The sequence below is a fragment of the Pseudomonas sp. 2995-1 genome, assembly GCF_002742505.1.
GTDB lineage: Bacteria > Pseudomonadota > Gammaproteobacteria > Pseudomonadales > Pseudomonadaceae > Aquipseudomonas > Aquipseudomonas sivasensis.
Window position 1 is genome coordinate 15,696 of the sequence record NZ_LJSA01000604.1, and the last position, 19,056, is coordinate 34,751.

Annotated in this window: 16 protein-coding genes; 14 read left to right on the top strand and 2 right to left on the bottom strand. The window is 59.8% G+C overall.

The window, feature by feature from the left end; all coding sequences use genetic code 11:
- The first annotated feature begins 89 nt into the window (after positions 1–89).
- A complete protein-coding gene (locus tag AOA61_RS28330; RefSeq protein ID WP_032884749.1) occupies positions 90–407 on the top strand; it encodes a Rieske 2Fe-2S domain-containing protein in 318 nt (105 codons plus the stop codon).
- Here AOA61_RS28330 and sfsA read toward each other — a convergent pair.
- Both sfsA and AOA61_RS28340 read right to left on the bottom strand, forming a co-directional pair.
- Positions 404–1,114, bottom strand: coding sequence for a DNA/RNA nuclease SfsA (gene sfsA / locus AOA61_RS28335; RefSeq protein WP_032884747.1), 711 nt, complete (start codon positions 1,112–1,114; stop codon positions 404–406). The genes AOA61_RS28330 and sfsA overlap by 4 nt on opposite strands.
- Entirely contained in the window at positions 1,114–2,286 is a 1,173-nt protein-coding gene (locus tag AOA61_RS28340) for a pyridoxal phosphate-dependent aminotransferase (protein ID WP_099603197.1), read from the bottom strand. The genes sfsA and AOA61_RS28340 overlap by 1 nt, the downstream gene beginning before the upstream one ends.
- Positions 2,287–2,604: 318 nt before the next feature.
- Between AOA61_RS28340 and dksA the strand changes: the two genes are divergently transcribed.
- The 13 genes from dksA (at position 2,605) to AOA61_RS28405 (ending at position 19,013) form a co-directional block, all read left to right on the top strand.
- Positions 2,605–3,048 carry an RNA polymerase-binding protein DksA gene (dksA, locus tag AOA61_RS28345; protein WP_032884743.1) on the top strand — a complete coding sequence of 148 codons (444 nt, stop codon included), beginning with the start codon at positions 2,605–2,607 and terminating at the stop codon, positions 3,046–3,048.
- Between the two features lie 83 nt (positions 3,049–3,131).
- Complete coding sequence (gene gluQRS / locus AOA61_RS28350; RefSeq protein WP_032884742.1) at positions 3,132–4,019, top strand: tRNA glutamyl-Q(34) synthetase GluQRS; 888 nt, start codon at positions 3,132–3,134, stop codon at positions 4,017–4,019.
- 62 nt (positions 4,020–4,081) lie between these two features.
- Entirely contained in the window at positions 4,082–4,258 is a 177-nt protein-coding gene (locus AOA61_RS28355; RefSeq protein ID WP_003176118.1) for a hypothetical protein, read from the top strand.
- On the top strand, positions 4,242–7,196 hold the full coding sequence (locus tag AOA61_RS28360) for a sensor histidine kinase (protein WP_163033263.1): 2,955 nt from the start codon (positions 4,242–4,244) through the stop codon (positions 7,194–7,196). The genes AOA61_RS28355 and AOA61_RS28360 overlap by 17 nt, the downstream gene beginning before the upstream one ends.
- 22 nt (positions 7,197–7,218) lie before the next feature.
- Positions 7,219–8,649 carry a sigma-54 dependent transcriptional regulator gene (locus tag AOA61_RS28365; protein WP_032884739.1) on the top strand — a complete coding sequence of 477 codons (1,431 nt, stop codon included), beginning with the start codon at positions 7,219–7,221 and terminating at the stop codon, positions 8,647–8,649.
- Between the two features lie 697 nt (positions 8,650–9,346).
- Positions 9,347–10,747, top strand: a complete 1,401-nt coding sequence (locus AOA61_RS28370; RefSeq protein WP_099603198.1) for a polynucleotide adenylyltransferase PcnB — start codon at positions 9,347–9,349, stop codon at positions 10,745–10,747.
- A gap of 2 nt (positions 10,748–10,749) precedes the next feature.
- A complete protein-coding gene (gene folK, locus AOA61_RS28375) occupies positions 10,750–11,229 on the top strand; it encodes a 2-amino-4-hydroxy-6-hydroxymethyldihydropteridine diphosphokinase (protein WP_099603199.1) in 480 nt (159 codons plus the stop codon).
- Positions 11,230–11,474: 245 nt separating this feature from the next.
- Complete coding sequence (gene panB / locus AOA61_RS28380) at positions 11,475–12,275, top strand: 3-methyl-2-oxobutanoate hydroxymethyltransferase (RefSeq protein WP_099603200.1); 801 nt, start codon at positions 11,475–11,477, stop codon at positions 12,273–12,275.
- On the top strand, positions 12,272–13,123 hold the full coding sequence (gene panC, locus AOA61_RS28385) for a pantoate--beta-alanine ligase (RefSeq protein WP_099603201.1): 852 nt from the start codon (positions 12,272–12,274) through the stop codon (positions 13,121–13,123). The genes panB and panC overlap by 4 nt, the downstream gene beginning before the upstream one ends.
- A gap of 224 nt (positions 13,124–13,347) precedes the next feature.
- Positions 13,348–15,012: a glucose-6-phosphate isomerase gene (gene pgi, locus AOA61_RS28390; RefSeq protein ID WP_095186254.1), complete on the top strand. Its 1,665-nt coding sequence runs from the start codon at positions 13,348–13,350 to the stop codon at positions 15,010–15,012.
- A gap of 105 nt (positions 15,013–15,117) precedes the next feature.
- Positions 15,118–17,055, top strand: coding sequence for an acetate--CoA ligase (gene acs / locus AOA61_RS28395; RefSeq protein ID WP_099603202.1), 1,938 nt, complete (start codon positions 15,118–15,120; stop codon positions 17,053–17,055).
- Positions 17,056–17,071: 16 nt separating this feature from the next.
- Positions 17,072–17,941 carry an oxygenase MpaB family protein gene (locus AOA61_RS28400; protein ID WP_099603203.1) on the top strand — a complete coding sequence of 290 codons (870 nt, stop codon included), beginning with the start codon at positions 17,072–17,074 and terminating at the stop codon, positions 17,939–17,941.
- Between the two features lie 55 nt (positions 17,942–17,996).
- Entirely contained in the window at positions 17,997–19,013 is a 1,017-nt protein-coding gene (locus tag AOA61_RS28405; RefSeq protein ID WP_032884726.1) for a class I SAM-dependent rRNA methyltransferase, read from the top strand.
- Positions 19,014–19,056: the final 43 nt, after the last annotated feature.

Here is a 19,056-nt window from a genome sequence, read left to right on the forward strand (position 1 = left end):
CGCATCGAACTGAGCACCCAGTCAGCTAACGGGCGAGCCGGCATTTGATAATTGTTTGCATTTGAACGTCAAGGCACTTAAGGATTGAAATGAAGTTTCTCTGCCCCTCCTCTAGCCTCGCGCCAGACAGCAGCCTCGGTTTTGAAATCGATGGTTGCAAATTATTCGCGGTACGCCGGGACGGCATTGCCTACTTCTATATCAACCGCTGCCCTCATCGCGGCATACCGCTTGAATGGCAACCCGATAAGTTCCTCGACGAGAGCGCCAGCCTGATCCAATGCGCCACCCACGGCGCTCTGTTCCTGATCGAAAGCGGTGAGTGCATTGCCGGGCCGTGCTCCGGTAAAAGCCTACAAGCCCTGCGCGGTCGCGAAGACGAACAGGGCCTGTGGGTAGAGCTCTAATCGAGCAGCACGTCCAACCGGCGATCCACGCAAATTTCCTCGGACGTCACGCGCACGCCGTATGCCAATACTTCCACTCCAGCAGCTTTAGCCTCACGCAAGGCAGCGCCATAGAAAGCATCGATTTCCAAAGCTGGGCGCACGGCGTCAATCCCGGAGAGGTTGACGCAGTACAACTGCACCGCTCGCACACCTTCGCGCGCCAAGTGGGCCAGCTCCCGCAGATGCTTGGCGCCACGCTGGGTCACTGCGTCGGGGAAGGCGGCAACCCGGGTGTTATCAAAGCCTAGGGTGACGCTTTTGACTTCGACATAGGCCGCACCCTCTGGATACTCCAGCCGAAAGTCGATACGGCTTTTCTCCTGACCGTAAGGCACTTCGCGCTTCAGTGCGGTAAAGCCATTGAGCTCCGTGATCACACCAGCCAGTAACGCCTCTTCGACCAACTGATTGGCGCGCGCCGTGTTCACGCACGCCAAACGGCCCTGAGGCGTTTCGGCAATCTCCCAGGTGCCGGGCAGCTTACGCTTGGGGTCGTTGGAGCGACTGAACCAAACTTGCCCGCCTTCCACCATGCAATTGAGCATGGAACCGGTGTTTGGGCAGTGAATAGTCAACAACTCGCCGGTAACAGTTTCGATATCGGTGAGAAAACGCTTGTATCGGCGAATCAGTCGACCTTCTTCGAGGGGAGGATAAAAGCGCATCAGCCTTGCCAGCTCCGCAAGCCACGGGCGATGCGTTCCACCGCTTCCTGTAACCGATCGAGGTTTTGCGTGTAGGCAAAACGCACATGATGGCCCGCTTGATAGCGACCAAAATCCAAGCCGGGCGTAAACGCAACATGCTCGGTTTCGAGAAAGTGCCGGCAAAACGCGAAGGCATCACCGCCGAATGCGCTGATATCGGCGTACAAATAGAACGCCCCTTCCGGCTCGACGGCAATGCCAAAGCCCAATTCGCGTAAGGCGGGCAGCAGGAAGTCGCGACGACGGCCAAACTCGGCACGACGCTCCTCCAGAATGCTCAGTGTTTGCGGGGTAAAACAGGCGAGCGCCGCATATTGGGCCATGCTCGGGGCACTGATATAAAGGTTTTGCGCCAGCTTCTCCAATTCACTCACTGCAGCCGGCGGCGCCACGAGCCAACCCAGCCGCCAGCCGGTCATGCCGAAATACTTCGAAAAACTATTCAGAACGAAGGCGTCATCATCGACCTCCAGCACGCTGGCGGCATCAGTGCCGTAGGTTAGGCCGTGATAGATCTCATCCACCACCAAATGGCCGTTACGCGCCTTGATTGCTTCGGAAAGCCCGGCTAATTCATCGCGCGAGAGGATCGTGCCGGTGGGATTTGCAGGGGAGGCAACCAACGCGCCCACGCTGTCTTGATCCCAGTATCTGGCCACTAGGTCAGCGGTCAGTTGATAACGCACTTCAGGGCCTACCGGCACCAGTTGCGCGGCGCCTTCCACTAAGCGCAGGAAGTGTCGGTTACAGGGATAACCCGGGTCTGCCAGCAGCCAATGCTTGCCCGGGTCCACCAGCAGGCTGCTGGCCAGCAGCAACGCGCCAGAGCCTCCCGGAGTGATCAGAATACGCTCGGGATCTACATTCAACCCGTAGCGCTGCTGGTAGAAACCGCTGATGGCTTCACGCAATTCAGGCAGGCCTCGGGCTGCGGTATAGCGAGTCTTGCCATTGGCAAGCGCCGCCTGACCGGCCTGGATGATCGGCTCCGCCGTTGTGAAATCGGGCTCGCCAATTTCCAGGTGAATCACGTCATTGCCGGCGGCCTGTAGCTCATTGGCCCGCGCCAGCAACGCCATGACATGAAAAGGTTCGATGGCGCGACTGCGCGCACTGTAGGGCTGAGCCATTAGCCTTCCTTAACGGTGAGGATAAAATCGGGATTCTACCGAACCCGCGCGGTAAAACATGTTCTATTGCCTGCCCGGCCACCTGTGCGGTGCGGGCAAGCGCGCGCAAAACGACTAAAATCAACATTCGAGCCGAAACATACCCAGCCACGACGGGCCTCTGCAGTTTGCAACCCCGACGCGACAGGCTCGACAACCGGGAGTGGCGCACCCCGAATCTATCTGGTAAGTTCGCCCGCTTGCAGCCGCAGGGCCGGCAGGTGTCGGTGACGTTGCAATCCTGCGCAATGGATTAGAAGAGTGAGAGGCGGTCTATTCATGTCCACCCAAGCAAAGCAACAGCAGACTCAAGGCCTCAATGGCTTCGAACCTTACGTAGAGAAGAAAGGTGAGGAGTACATGGGCGAGCCCATGCGCGAGCACTTCACCAAGATCCTGAGCAAATGGAAACAGGACTTGATGCAGGAGGTCGACCGTACCGTTGACCATATGAAGGACGAAGCAGCCAACTTCCCTGACCCGGCCGACCGTGCCAGCCAGGAAGAAGAGTTCGCCCTTGAACTGCGCGCCCGTGATCGCGAGCGCAAGTTGATCAAGAAGATCGACAAGACACTGCAACTGATCAAAGACGAAGAGTACGGCTGGTGCGAAAACTGCGGGGTCGAGATCGGTATTCGCCGCCTGGAAGCCCGCCCAACCGCGGACCTGTGCGTAGACTGCAAGACCTTGGCTGAAATCAAGGAAAAACAGGTCGGCAAGTAATCCTGTCGAGCTGAACGAATGGAGCGTGTAAACGCTCCATTTTTGTTTCTGGCGTTTACCGATTTTCCAGTAGTATCCGGCCCATGACAGCCTCTACCTATATCGGGCGATTCGCCCCCACGCCCAGCGGCCATTTGCACTTCGGCTCCCTGGTCGCCGCCCTCGCCTCCTATCTTGATGCCCGCGCCAACCACGGCCGCTGGCTGATGCGCATGGAAGACCTCGACCCACCCCGCGAAGAGCCCGGTGCACAGGCGGCGATCCTGCATGCCCTGGAAAGCTATGGCTTTGAGTGGGACGGCGAACTGGTCCGACAAAGCGAGCGGCACGAGGCCTACGCCAAAGTGCTGAACGACATGTTCAACCACGGCTTGGCCTACGCCTGCACCTGCTCACGCAAGCAACTGGAACCCTACAATGGGATTTACCCAGGCTTGTGCCGCAACGCCGGTCACGAGCAGCAAGATGCAGCCATCCGCTTACGTGTACCTGAGCTTTCGTACCACTTTACTGACCGTGTGCAGGGTGAGTTCAGACAACACCTGGGGCGCGAAGCAGGCGATTTCGTCATCCGACGCCGCGACGGCCTCTATGCTTACCAACTGGCCGTGGTCCTGGATGACGCCTGGCAAGGTGTTACCGATATCGTGCGGGGTGCCGATTTGCTCGACTCCACCCCGCGCCAACTGTATCTGCAAGAACTGCTGGGCCTACGCCAACCGCGCTACCTGCACGTGCCCCTGATCATCCAGCCGGACGGTAACAAACTGGGTAAGTCTTACCGTTCGCCGCCGTTGACGCCCGACCAGGCCACGCCTTTGCTATTGAGAGCACTACGCGCCCTTGGCCAACAACCCGGCAGCGAATTGCTTCACGCCAGCCCTAGGGAACTGCTGGATTGGGGCATTCGGCACTGGGATGCCACACAGATCCCGCGCACACTCACCCTGGCCGAAGCGCAATTGAACTGACGGCGCTTGCAGCTTGCCAAGCATCCGTTACCATCGCCGCAGTTTTCTAATCAGAGGCCAACATGTACATCTATCGATTGGTCCTGCTGTTGGTCGTCGGGATCTACCTGTTTTCTCCCGCCATCATGGATTGGTGGATCGATGCCACGGGCGCTTGGTATCGCCCTTATCTGCTGTGGCTGATCCTGATCGTCGTGACCTTCATCCTGCAGAGCCAAAAAGATGCCGATGAGCTTTAGCCTCACTCAGATGCTGCTGATCAGCGCCGCCTACCTGGCCGCGCTGTTCGGGGTTGCCTGGATCAGTGAGCGCGGAATGATTCCGCGGGCGATCATTCGCCATCCGTTGACCTACACCTTGTCCCTGGGCGTATACGCCAGCGCCTGGGCGTTCTATGGCACCGTGGGCCTGGCCTATCAGTACGGTTACGGCTTTCTCTCCAGCTACCTGGGGGTATCCGGCGCGTTTCTGCTGGCGCCGGTATTGCTGTACCCGATCCTCAAAATCACCCGCACCTATCAGCTGTCGTCCCTGGCCGACCTGTTCGCCTTCCGCTTCCGCAGCACATGGGCCGGGGCCTTGACCACGGTGTTCATGCTGATCGGAGTGCTGCCCCTGCTGGCTCTGCAAATCCAGGCGGTGGCCGACTCCATCAGTATCCTCACCCGTGAGCCGGTACAGCATCGGGTGGCTCTGGCGTTCTGTGCACTGATCTCCCTGTTCACCATCTTTTTCGGCTCACGCCATATCGCCACCCGCGAGAAACACGAAGGCTTGGTGTTTGCGATTGCTTTCGAGTCGGTGATCAAGTTGATCGCCATCGGCGGCGTCGGCCTCTATGCGCTGTATGGTGTGTTCGACGGTCCGCAACAGCTGGAACTGTGGTTGCTTCAAAACCAGACCGCCCTCGCCGCCCTGCACACTCCGTTGCAGGAAGGTCCATGGCGCACGCTGTTGCTGGTGTTCTTCGCCTCGGCGATCGTAATGCCGCACATGTATCACATGACCTTTACCGAGAACCTCAACCCGCGCTCGCTGGTGAGCGCCAGCTGGGGCTTGCCGCTGTTCCTGCTGTTGATGAGCCTCGCGGTGCCGCTGATCCTGTGGGCCGGCCTGAAACTGGGGGCCACCACCAACCCCGAGTATTTCACCCTGGGTATCGGTATCGCCGCCAATAGCCCTGCGTTGGCGCTGCTGGCTTACGTCGGCGGTTTGTCTGCTGCCAGCGGGCTGATTATCGTCACGACGCTGGCTCTATCGGGCATGGCCCTCAATCACCTGGTGCTGCCGCTGTACCAGCCACCGGCCGAAGGCAATATCTACCGCTGGCTGAAGTGGACTCGCCGCGCGCTGATCGTCGCAATCATCATGGCCGGTTACTGTTTCTACCTGCTGCTCGGCGCCGGGCAAGACCTGGCCAACCTGGGTATCGTCGCGTTTGTCGCCACCTTGCAGTTCCTGCCGGGGGTACTGTCGGTGCTGTACTGGCCGACGGCCAATCGCCGAGGTTTTATCGCGGGTCTGCTCGCCGGGATCCTGGTGTGGATCGTCACCATGCTGTTACCGCTGGTCGGTAACCTGCAGGGCTTCTACATCCCGCTGCTAAACATGATTTACGTGCTGGACGACACCAGTTGGCACATGGCCGCGATTGCTTCTTTGGCCGCCAACGTCCTGATGTTCACCCTGATCTCACTGTTCACCAATGTCAGCCCAGAAGAAACCAGCGCCGCCGAGGCTTGCGCGGTGGATAACGTACGTCGCCCGCAACGCCGCGAACTGCACGCGGCCTCGCCCCAGGAGTTCGCCACCCAACTGGCCAAGCCCCTGGGCGCCAAGGCCGCGCAAAAGGAAGTCGAGCAGGCGCTGCGCGACCTCTACCTGCCGTTCGACGAGCGCCGACCGTATGCGCTACGCCGTCTGCGTGACCGCATTGAGGCGAACCTGTCTGGCCTGATGGGCCCCAGCGTGTCCCAGGACATGGTAGAGACGTTTTTGCCCTATAAAGCCGGTGGCGAAAATTACGTCACCGAAGACATCCATTTCATCGAGAGCCGGCTGGAGGATTACCACTCCCGCCTCACCGGCCTTGCCGCCGAGCTTGATGCCCTGCGCCGCTACCATCGCCAGACGCTGCAAGAGTTGCCCATGGGCGTGTGCTCCCTGGCCAAGGATCAGGAGATCCTGATGTGGAACAAAGCCATGGAAGAACTCACCGGTATCGCCGCGCAACGCGTGGTGGGTTCGCGCCTCAACACACTCGGCGATCCGTGGAAAGAATTGCTGCAGGGTTTTATTAACCTGCCCGACGAACACTTGCACAAGCAGCACCTGGCCCTCGACGGTCAGACCCGTTGGCTCAACCTGCACAAAGCGGCCATCGATGAGCCACTGGCCCCCGGTAACAGCGGCTTGGTGCTGTTGGTGGAAGACCTGACCGAAACCCAGATGCTCGAAGACAAGCTGGTGCACTCCGAGCGCCTGGCCAGTATCGGGCGTCTAGCGGCGGGGGTGGCCCACGAAATTGGCAACCCGATCACCGGTATCGCCTGTCTTGCGCAGAACCTGCGGGAAGAGCGTGAAGAGGACGGGGAAATTACCGAGATCAGCGGGCAAATTCTCGAACAGACCAAACGCGTATCGCGCATCGTGCAGTCGTTGATGAGCTTTGCTCATGCGGGCGCCCATCAGAATCAGGACGAAGCGGTCTGCCTGGCCGAAGTGGCGCAGGACGCCATTGGGTTGCTCGCCTTGAACCGGCGCAATTTCGAAGTGCAGTTTTTCAATCTGTGCGACCCCGACCATTGGGTCGATGGTGACTCACAACGCCTGGCCCAAGTACTGATCAACCTGCTATCCAACTCCCGCGACGCGACGCCGGCCGGTGGTGCGGTACGCGTCAAGACCGAGGCTTTCGAACATACGGTCGATCTGATCGTCGAAGATGAAGGTAGCGGTATTCCACAGAACATCATGGATAGATTGTTCGAACCCTTCTTCACCACCAAGGACCCAGGTGAAGGTACAGGTCTGGGCCTTGCACTGGTCTATTCCATCGTTGAAGAGCATTATGGACAAATCACCATCGACAGCCCGGCTGACACCGAAAGCCAACGCGGCACCCGTATTCGGGTGACCTTGCCGCGTCATGTCGAAGCGACGTCCGCTGTGAACTGAGACCGTCGAGAGAATTGAATCAATGCCGCACATTTTGATCGTCGAAGACGAAACCATTATCCGCTCTGCCTTGCGTCGCCTGCTTGAACGTAACCAGTACCAAGTCAGCGAAGCCGGCTCGGTGCAGGAAGCACAAGAGCGTTTCAGCATTCCCACGTTCGACCTGATTGTCAGTGACCTGCGCCTGCCTGGCGCACCGGGCACCGAGCTGATCAAGCTTGGCCAGGGCACCCCAGTGCTGATCATGACCAGCTACGCGAGCCTGCGCTCTGCGGTGGACTCCATGAAGATGGGCGCGGTGGACTACATCGCCAAACCCTTCGACCACGATGAAATGCTCCAGGCCGTCGCGCGCATCCTGCGTGACCGTCAGTCGGCCAGCAGCGCGCCGGCCGAGCAGCGCCCCGCCAGCAAAGCCGCCGACAAACCGGGCGTCGACAACAGCAATGGGGAAATCGGCATCATCGGCTCCTGCCCACCGATGCAGGACCTGTACAGCAAGATTCGCAAAGTGGCACCTACAGACTCCAATGTATTGATCCAGGGCGAGTCAGGCACCGGTAAGGAGCTGGTGGCCCGCGCCCTGCACAACCTCTCCAAGCGCGCCAAAGCACCGATGATATCGGTGAACTGTGCGGCGATCCCCGAATCCCTGATCGAATCCGAACTGTTCGGCCACGAAAAAGGCGCGTTCACAGGCGCCAGCGCCGGACGCGCGGGCCTGGTGGAAGCGGCGGACGGTGGCACGCTGTTCCTCGATGAGATCGGCGAACTGCCGCTGGAAGCACAAGCGCGATTACTGCGCGTATTGCAGGAAGGCGAGATTCGCCGGGTAGGTTCGGTGCAATCGCAGAAGGTCGACGTGCGTCTGATCGCGGCCACGCACCGAGACCTGAAGAGCCTGGCCAAGATCGGTCAGTTTCGTGAAGACTTGTACTACCGCCTGCATGTGATCGCGCTCAAATTGCCGGCCCTGCGTGAGCGCGGCGCCGACGTCAATGAGATAGCCAGTGCGTTCCTGCTGCGCCAGAGTGCGCGCATCAACCGTACCGACCTCAAGTTCGCGCCGGACGCCGAGCAAGCGATTCGGCATTACTCGTGGCCGGGTAACGTGCGGGAGCTGGAGAATGCGGTGGAGCGCGCGGTGATCCTGTCGGAGAGCCCAGAGATCTCCGCCGAGCTGCTCGGTATCGATATTGAACTCAGTGACTTGGAGGATGACGACTTCATCGGCCTCGCCCCGACACCGGGCGGCGGTAGCAATACCAGCCATGAGCCGACGGAAGATTTGTCACTGGAAGACTACTTCCAGCATTTCGTCCTTGAGCATCAGGACCACATGACCGAGACCGAACTGGCACGCAAACTGGGCGTGAGCCGTAAATGCCTGTGGGAACGGCGCCAGCGCCTGGGTATTCCACGACGCAAGACCGGTGTGGCCAGCGAAAGCTGAGGGTGCGCCCCCATAGGTAACACCCAATGATGTGAAAAAACTGTTACCGCTGATTTTTTGCGTAACAAAAGCCGGGGCTTACGGTAACGAAGCCCCGGCTTTTTTTGGCCCGTCAAAAACCCGAACCCCCCTCAACCCCCCGGTTTTACTAGGCACTGCAAAAGTTGGCACGCACCCTGCTATATGCTTAGTACAAAAACAATAACAAGCTTTGTACAAGACAATAAAAATAAGACGAATCGACTCACGCATAATAAAAACAACACGGCGGAGGCGCAGCTAACTGATTCTTTTGGAGAGGCGTTGCATTTGGGGCTTGCCCCGCAACCAGGCCGAGAACAACAAAAACTGCCCTAAGGCAGAGCCTGAACTGGTTGGATCATAGATCAGCAACACAGCGACCAAAGCAATCCGTTTGCTCTTGACTCCCGATTGGGAGTGTCATGAAGGTGAAGCTTCGTGGCGAGGGCGATCAACAAAAACAAGAAGCCCGCAACCAATAATAAAAATAGAGCACGCAACTACTTCTGGGGGAGCTTCGGCTCCCCTTGTAGTTTCTGGGATTTGGTGCTCAAAGGCTTGTGGCGCAATGCCTGTAGCTTGTTCCTACACCATCCCCTGACTAAATGCTAGAATCCCGACCCATCATGCGGTCATTCTTCGTTATGGCCGAACATTCCTTCAAACAGTGCATCCCATGCTGAAGAAGTTGTTCCAGTCATTCCGTTCTCCCTTGCGTCGTACGCAACACATTCGCAGCACGCCTGAAGTGCTTAACAGCAATCAGCATTCATTGCAGCGCGCTCAGTTCAGCCGTTATGCGGTGAACATCGTCGAACGTTTGCAGAACGCCGGCTACCAGGCTTATCTGGTGGGTGGGTGCGTACGCGACATGCTGCTCAATATCACGCCCAAGGACTTCGACGTCGCCACCAGCGCCACGCCCGAGCAGGTCCGCGCCGAGTTTCGCAATGCGCGCATCATCGGTCGGCGTTTCAAGTTGGTGCACATCCACTTTGGTCGCGAAATCATTGAAGTCGCGACATTCCGCGCCGGTCATCCGCAAAACGATGAAGAGGAAGATACCAATCAGTCTTCCCGCAACGAGAGCGGGCGCATTCTGCGCGACAACGTCTATGGCACTCTTGAAGAAGACGCGCAACGCCGCGACTTCACCATCAATGCCCTGTATTACGACCCGGTCAGCGAGCGCATCCTCGATTACGCCAATGGCGTACACGACATCCGCAACAACCTGATTCGCCTCATCGGCGACCCAACACAGCGCTATCAGGAAGACCCGGTGCGCATGCTGCGGGCCGTGCGTTTTGCCGCCAAGCTCAACTTCGGCATCGAGAAACACACCGCCGCGCCGATTCGGGAACTGGCACCAATGCTGCGGGAAATCCCTTCGGCACGTCTGTTCGAAGAAGTGCTCAAGCTGTTCCTCTCGGGCTACGCCGCCGACACCTTCGAGATGCTCGTGGACCTGGAGTTGTTCGACCCACTGTTCCCGGCCAGCGCCGAAGCACTGGAGTACAACCCTACCTATACGCACACGCTGATCAGCGAAGCGTTGATCAACACCGACCTGCGCATCAAGCAGAACAAACCGGTCACCCCGGCGTTCCTGTTTGCCGCCCTGTTGTGGCCAGCCCTGCCAAAACGCGTACTGCGCCTGCAGGACCGTGGCATGCCGCCGATTCCGGCAATGCAGGAAGCCGCGCACGAACTGATCACCGAACAGTGCCAGCGCATCGCTATTCCGAAGCGCTTCACCATGCCGATCCGCGAAATCTGGGACATGCAGGAACGCCTGCCCCGCCGCAGCGGCAAACGCGCCGACCTGCTGCTGGAAAACCCGCGTTTCCGTGCGGGCTATGACTTCCTGCTGCTGCGCGAGAGTGCCGGCGAGCAGACTGACGGCCTGGGCGAATGGTGGACCGACTACCAGGACGCCAACGACAGCCAGCGCCGCGACATGATCCGCGACCTCGGCAGCAAAGGTGATGGAGCCAGCGAAGGGCCCAAAAAGCGTCGTCGCAGCGGCAGCAAGCGCAAACGCAGCGCCGATGCCTCGGGCGCCGCTGGCGAATAAACGTGGAACGTATCTACATAGGCATGGGCAGCAACCTCGCTGCCCCGGAGCAACAATTGCGCAGCGCTGTCGAAGCGCTCGCGCGTTTGCCAGACACCACCGTCTTCGGCGTCTCTGCCTTCTATCAAAGTGACTCCCTGCTCCCGGGCCAACCGCGCTACACCAACGCGGTCGCCGCCCTGGACAGCAGCCTGGCGCCCCTGGACCTGCTGGATGCGCTGCAAGCCATCGAGAATGACCAGGGCCGCGAACGCCTTGAACGGTGGGGCCCGCGCACGCTTGACCTGGACATCTTGCTGTTTGGCGATCGCCTGATCGACGAGCCGCGTTTGAAGGTGCCGCACTACCAGATGCACCTGCGCGCATTTGTGCTCTACCCCTTGTCCGAATTGGCACCTGAGGCCCTGCAGCTACCCGATGGCAGGGCACTGCGCGATTTGCTCGAAGCCTGCCCATTCGTCGGCCTGGAACGCATTGTTTAAGCCAGCTCACACAGCTGAAACGCGTCAGTAACAGCGGTAACACCCCACGCGTAACAATGCGGTAACACATCCAATTGACTTCCCGTGTCCTCCTCACGACTATAGGCGTCCCGCTGCCGCCAACCCGGCGCTAAAGGGCGCAATCCAGGCCTTATAAGCACTGCTCTCAAGACAGTGCGCCTGTATAAACGAAGACTCACGCGCGTAACTCGCTGTTTCCAAGCGCCTGAACGAGGACCCTTTTCATGCCAGACATTACCCTGACCACCTTGCAGAGCCTCAAGCTCAAAGGTGAAAAAATCACCATGCTGACCTGCTATGACGCCACCTTCGCCCACGCCAGCTGCCAAGCCGGGGTTGAAGTGTTGCTGGTAGGCGACTCCCTGGGCATGGTTCTTCAAGGGAATGACAGCACCCTGCCCGTTACCACCGATGACCTGGCTTACCACACTGCCAGCGTCAAGCGCGGTAACGACGGCGCCTTCATCATCGCCGACCTGCCGTTCATGGATTACGCCACCACTGAGCAGACCTTCCTCAACGCAGGCAAACTGATGCGCGCCGGCGCACACATGGTCAAAGTGGAGGGCGCACTGTGGCTCGCCGAGTCGATTCGCTTGCTGGCAGAACGCGGCGTGCCGGTGTGCGCACATATGGGCCTGACGCCACAGTCGGTAAACCTTCTCGGCGGCTACAAGGTACAAGGTCGCAACGAAGCCCAGGCACGCCAGATGCGTGCCGATGCCATCGCCCTGGAACAGGCCGGCGTTGCAATGATCCTGCTTGAGTGCGTGCCCAGCGAACTCGCCGCAGAAATCCCCCAAGCCGTAAAAGTGCCGGTAATCGGCATTGGCGCGGGCTCGGCCACTGATGGCCAGGTGCTGGTGCTGCACGACATGCTCGGCCTGTCGATCACGGGTCGCGTGCCGAAGTTCGTGAAGAACTTCATGACCGGCCAGGACAGCATCCACGCGGCATTGAGCGCGTACGTTACCGAAGTCAAAGGCGTGACCTTCCCAGGCGCCGAACACGGATTCTCTGCATGAACACCGTAAGAACCGTACGCGAACTACGCGCCGCCGTCGCCCACGCCCGCAAGGCGGGTAAACGCATTGGCTTCGTACCTACCATGGGCAACCTGCACAGCGGCCATGCAACCCTGGTGACGAAGGCTGTTCAGCAAGCGGACTTTGTCGTCGCGAGTATCTTCGTCAACCCGCTGCAATTTGGCGCGGGTGAAGACCTGGACAAGTATCCCCGCACCCTCGCCGCCGACCAGGAAAAGCTACTGCAAGCCGGCTGCAACCTGCTGTTCGCACCCACCGTCGAGGAAATGTACCCCGGCGGCATGACCGGCCAGACCCGCGTCAGCGTCCCGCAACTGTCCGAAGGCTTGTGCGGCGCCAGCCGTCCCGGGCATTTCGAAGGCGTGGCGACCGTGGTCAACAAGCTGTTCAACATGGTCCAGCCGGACATGGCCGTGTTCGGTCAAAAGGATTACCAGCAACTGGCCGTGATTCGCGCCATGGTCCATGACCTGAACATGCCGATTCAGATCATCGGTGAGCCCACCGTACGCGCCGACGATGGCCTGGCGCTGTCGTCGCGCAACGGTTTTCTCAGCGAAGAGGAACGCGGGATCGCGCCGGTGCTGTATCGCAGCCTCAGCCAGATTGCAGCAGCCATCAAGGACGGTGACCATGACTTCGCCACGCTGCGCGCCGAACAGGTCAAGCAGATCGAAGCTGCCGGGCTGCGCGTGGATTACCTCGAAGTGCGCCAGGGCGTGCATCTGCGCCCGGCAACCCCTGAGGACAAGGACATCGTGATCCTGGTGGCAGCCTTCCTGGGCACGACTCGGTTGATCGACAACCTGCATCTGAGCCTCAATTAAACCTCGCTGAACACCCCGCCTGTTGCCCTGCTCGCTGTGCCGGTATAAAAAAGTACCGGCCACAGCGCAGACAAAGCCAAGACATATCGACACGCTAGGTTTAATGTAATCGCCCGGCGCTATAGTTAGCGCTGTCTGGAACCCAATGCTTGAGATAAGACTGGATGTTCCGGGCTATGAAGTGTCCTAAAGGCAGTCCCCGTAATAAAAGGAAACCCGCAGCGATGGCGTACTACCGCACCCCTCATGACGTTACCGCTCTGCCCGCCTGGCAAGCGCTCAATCAACATCGCCAAGCCATGCAGGATTTCAGCATGCGTGAAGCGTTCAATGCCGATCCTCAGCGTTTTTCCCAATTCACCTTGAGCAGCTGCGGACTTTTCCTCGATTACTCGAAAAACCTGATCACCAGCGAAACCCGCGACCTGCTGGTAGGGCTGGCGGAGGAAGTCGGCCTCAAGGACGCGATCAACTCGCTCTACGCTGGCGAACCGGTCAACTCGTCAGAAGGCCGCCCGGCCCTGCACACCGCCCTGCGCCGCCCAGTGGGTGACAAGCTGTCGGTCAATGGCGTGAACATCATGCCGGACGTGCACAAGGTGCTGAACCAGATCACCGACCTGGTCGGCCGCATCCACGATGGCCTGTGGCGTGGCTACACCGAGAAGCCAATCACCGACGTGGTGAACATCGGCATCGGTGGCTCGTTCCTCGGCCCAGAGCTGGTCTCCGAAGCGCTGTTGTCCTACGCCCACAAAGGCGTGCGCTGCCATTACCTGGCGAACATCGATGGCAGCGAGTTCCACGAGCTGACCATGAAGCTGCGCGCCGAAACCACGCTGTTCATTGTTTCGTCGAAGTCCTTCAACACCCTCGAAACCCTGAAAAACGCCCAGGCCGCACGTGCCTGGTACTTGGCCCAAGGTGGCTCGGAAGCTGAGCTGTATCGCCACTTCATCGCCGTGTCGAGCAACAACGCGGCAGCCGTGGCCTTCGGTATTCGCGAAGAAAACATCTTCCCGATGTGGGACTGGGTCGGCGGCCGTTACTCGTTGTGGTCTGCCATCGGCTTGCCAATCGCACTGGCCATCGGCATGTCCAACTTCAAGGAACTGCTGTCCGGTGCCTACACCATGGACCAGCATTTCCAGAACGCGCCATTCGAACAAAACATGCCAGTGCTGCTTGGCCTGCTGGGCGTGTGGTACGGCAACTTCTGGGGTGCGCAGAGCCATGCGATCCTGCCGTACGACCACTATCTGCGTAACATCACCAAGCACTTGCAACAGCTGGACATGGAATCCAACGGCAAGAGCGTGCGCCAAGACGGCAAACCGGTGTCCACCGACACCGGCCCAGTGATCTGGGGTGGCGTCGGTTGCAACGGTCAGCATGCTTACCACCAGTTGCTGCACCAAGGCACCCAACTGATCCCGGCCGACTTCATCGTGCCGATCGTCAGCTTCAACCCGGTGTCCGACCACCATCAGTGGCTGTACGCCAACTGCCTGTCCCAAAGCCAGGCACTGATGCTCGGCAAGACCCGCAGCGAAGCTGAATCCGAGCTGCGCGACAAGGGCATCCCGGAAGACGAAGTGCAGAAGCTGGCCCCGCACAAGGTGATCCCGGGCAACCGTCCGAGCAACACCCTGGTGGTGGAGCGCATCAGCCCGCGTCGCCTCGGCGCGCTGGTTGCCATGTATGAGCACAAAGTGTTCGTACAAAGCGTGATCTGGGGCATCAACGCGTTCGACCAATGGGGCGTTGAACTGGGTAAAGAGCTCGGCAAAGGCGTCTACAACCGCCTGACCGGCGCCGAAGAAACCTTGGCTGAGGACGCTTCGACCCAGGGTCTGATCAACTACTTCCGCGGCCGTCACCGCGGCTGATGCAGGTATAGCAAGGCCAACGTCCTTTTGGACGTTGGCCTTGAACCCTCTCCACACAGGGTGCATCTTTATGACTTGTCGCAAAAACAAGAATAAGGATCGCTCATGTTCGATATCAGCACGTTTCCCATCGCCGATGCCGTCCGCCGGGCTGCGCAACTCAGTCAAGAGGACTATCACCGCCTCTATCGCCAATCCATCGAACAGCCGGACACCTTCTGGGCTGAACAGGCCAAGAGCTTTCTCGACTGGATGACCCCATGGCACACCGTTCAACACTCGGACATCAACACTGGCGCCGCCCAATGGTTTGCCGGTGGCCAACTGAACGTCAGCTACAACTGCATTGATCGTCACCTGGCGCAACGCGCCGATCAGCCGGCCTTCATCTGGGAGGGCGATGATCCGACAAAGTCTTCCAACATCACCTACCGTCAACTGCATCAAAACGTCTGCCGCCTGGCCAACGTGCTGAAAAGCCGTGGCGTGAAGAAAGGTGACCGGGTGTGCATCTACATGCCGATGATCCCGGAAGCGGCCTACGCCATGCTGGCCTGCACGCGGATTGGCGCGGTGCACTCGGTCGTGTTTGGTGGTTTTTCGCCGGACGCCCTGCGCGACCGCATTCTCGACGCCGACTGCCGGACTGTGATCACCGCCGATGAGGGCGTGCGCGGCGGCAAGCCCGTCGCTTTGAAACAGAATGTCGACAAGGCCCTGGCCAGTTGCCCGAATGTCAGCACCGTCTTGGTGGTGCAACGCACCGGTGCCGACGTGAACTGGAGCGAAGGCCGCGACCTCAAATACCAGCAGGCCGTTGACGCTGCGATCGACGATTGCCCGCCAGAGCCGATGGACGCCGAAGACCCGCTGTTCATCCTCTACACCTCCGGTAGCACCGGTAAACCCAAGGGCGTGTTGCACACCACCGGCGGTTATCTGCTGCAGGCAGCGATGACCTTCAAGTACGTACTCGACTACCGTGACGGCGAGGTGTTCTGGTGCACCGCCGATGTGGGCTGGGTCACCGGCCATAGTTATATCGTGTATGGCCCGCTGGCCAATGGCGCGACCTCACTGATGTTCGAGGGCGTGCCGAGCTACCCGGACAGCTCGCGGTTCTGGCAGGTGATCGATAAACACCAGGTGAATATTTTCTACACCGCGCCGACAGCCCTGCGCGCGTTGATGCGTGAGGGCCACGGACCACTGGAAAGCACCTCCCGCGCCAGCCTGCGTTTATTGGGCAGCGTGGGCGAGCCGATCAACCCGGAAGCCTGGGACTGGTACTTCAACGCCGTGGGCGAACAACGCTGCCCGATTGTGGATACCTGGTGGCAGACCGAGACCGGCGGCATCATGCTCAGCCCGTTAGTCAGCTCCCAGCGGATCAAGCCGGGCTGCGCGACTCAACCGATGTTTGGTGTGCAACCGGTGTTGCTGGATGAGCAAGGCAAGGTCATCACCGGTGCCGGCAGCGGCGTACTCGCCATTAAATCAAGCTGGCCGGGGCAGATCCGCAGCGTGTACGGCGACCCGCAGCGCATGATTGACACCTATTTCAAACCCTACCCCGGTTACTACTTCACCGGAGATGGCGCGCGCCGCGATGAAGACGGCGACTACTGGATCACCGGGCGTATCGACGATGTGATCAACGTGTCCGGCCACCGTATCGGTACCGCCGAGGTGGAAAGTGCGCTGGTGTTGCATGACCAAGTGGCCGAGGCCGCTGTGGTGGGCTACCCCCACGACGTCAAGGGCCAGGGCATCTACGCCTTCGTCACGCCCATGAACGGTGTGGAACCCAGCGATGCGCTGAAAAAACACCTGCTTGAGCTGGTCAGCAAGGAAATCGGCAGCTTTGCCAAGCCGGAACTGATCCAATGGGCACCGGCCCTGCCGAAAACCCGCTCAGGCAAGATCATGCGCCGGATCTTGCGCAAGATCGCCTGCAACGAACTCGACAGTCTTGGTGATACCTCGACCCTGGCCGACCCCAGCGTCGTGGACGGCCTGATCGACAAACGCCTGAACCGCTAGGAAAACCTGAGCCGCCATGGAATTTATCCGCAGCCGTATCGAAACCCAGCTGATGAGCCTCACCGGATTGTCACTGGGGCAACTGGACCTGGAAAACCCCAAGGGCGATCCCGGCCTGTTCGGGCCAGACTCGGTCAGTTGGCAAGTCCATGGTGACTTCAGCAGCATGCTGATCGGCGGCATCAGCGCATTGATGCTGCAAGCCTTGCACCCACTGGCCCTGGCCGGCGTTTGGGACCATTCGAACTTTCGCCAGGACATGCTCGGGCGCCTGCGGCGTACCTCGCAGTTCATTTCAGGTACTACCTTTGGTTCGCGCAAAGACGCCGACTGGCTGATCGAAAAAGTGCGCACCATCCACCTGCAGGTGGTCGGGCATGCGCCGGATGGACGGCCTTATTCGGCGAGCGACCCCGAGCTACTGACTTGGGTTCATGTAGCCGAGGTGAGCAACTTTATGGCCGCTCACTTGCGCTATCGCAACCCGACTCTGTCTAGCCGCGATCAAGATCGTTACTACAGCGAAATCGCCCTGGTGGCGGAGCGCTTGGGGGCGCGGCATGTACCGCGCTCGCGGCAGGAAATTTCCGATTATCTGGAGCGTATCCGTCCGCAATTGCTGTGTGACGAACGCAGCCGCGAAGTACTGCGCCTGCTGCTGAACGCCCCCTCGCCCAGTACCTTAGCCAAGCCGTTTGGCGTTTTGATGATGCAGGCCGGGATCGATCTGCTGCCAGACTGGGCCAGCACCATGCTCGATCAGCATCAGAACCCGCTGCAACGCCAGATGATCCGTGCAGGGGTCAAGCGTAGCGCGCCGTTATTGCGCTGGGCGATGCGCAATGGCTCGGTGCAAGGGGCACACAGGCGGATGGGGTTGGTGTAGGCAAGGCGCCATAGCTGTTAAACTTCGCGCCCTCATTTACAGCCAGGCGCGCTCCATGTCTCCCTTGAATCAGGCGCTGCGCGCCGCCCTCGATCATCGCCAAGACCTGATCAACGAGCTGCATGCCCAGGGCACCGATTGCTATCGCCTGTTCCACGGCAGCCAGGAGGGCGCCGGCGGCCTGACCATTGACCGTTATGGCCCGCAGTTGCTGGTGCAAAGCTTCCACCAGTCGCTGGAAACCACAGACCTACTGGACCTGCATCAACTGATCAACCAGTACCTGGGCCTGGAGTTGCTGCTCGTGTACAACGACCGCTCCCGCGGCAACTCGCGGATCGACCGCGAAGACACGGTATACCGAGCCGAACCCGCAGCACTGGAAGATATGGTCGGGCACGAATGGGGCCTCAATTACCGTGTTCGCGGGCGCCATGCCGGGCAGGATCCGTTGCTGTTCCTCGATCTGCGCAATACCCGCGGCTGGGTCAAAGATCACAGCGCCGGTAAAAGCGTACTGAACCTGTTTGCCTACACCTGCGGCGTGGGCCTGAGCGCCGCCGCTGGCGGCGCGCGTGAGGTGTGCAATTTGGACTTCGCGGAAGGCAACCTGGCGGTCGGGCGTGAAAACGGCCAGCTCAACCCGCAGCTGCCGAGTATGGAGTTCGTGCAGTCGGACTACTTTCCGGCGATTCGCCAACTGGCCGGCCTGCCGATCACCCAGCGGCGCGGGCAGAAACTGCCGAGCTACCCGCGTCTTGAACAGCGCCAATATGACTTGGTGCTGCTCGATCCTCCGGCCTGGGCCAAGAGCGCGTTCGGCACCGTCGACCTGTTGCGCGACTACCAGAGCCTGCTCAAGCCCGCACTTCTCGCGACTGCCGACAACGGTGTGCTGATCTGCTGCAACAACCTGGCAAAGGTCAGCATGGAGGATTGGCGCGAGCAGGTCCTGCGATGCGCGGAGAAAGCCGGTCGCCCAGTGCGCGACTGGCAAATCATGACGCCGGGTGCGGATTTTCCCTCACAGGATCAGCAGCCCCCCTTGAAAACGCTGATACTCCAGCTGTAGGAAGCGTCCCAACGCCCCGGCTCTTCGGAACCGAAAACCCGTG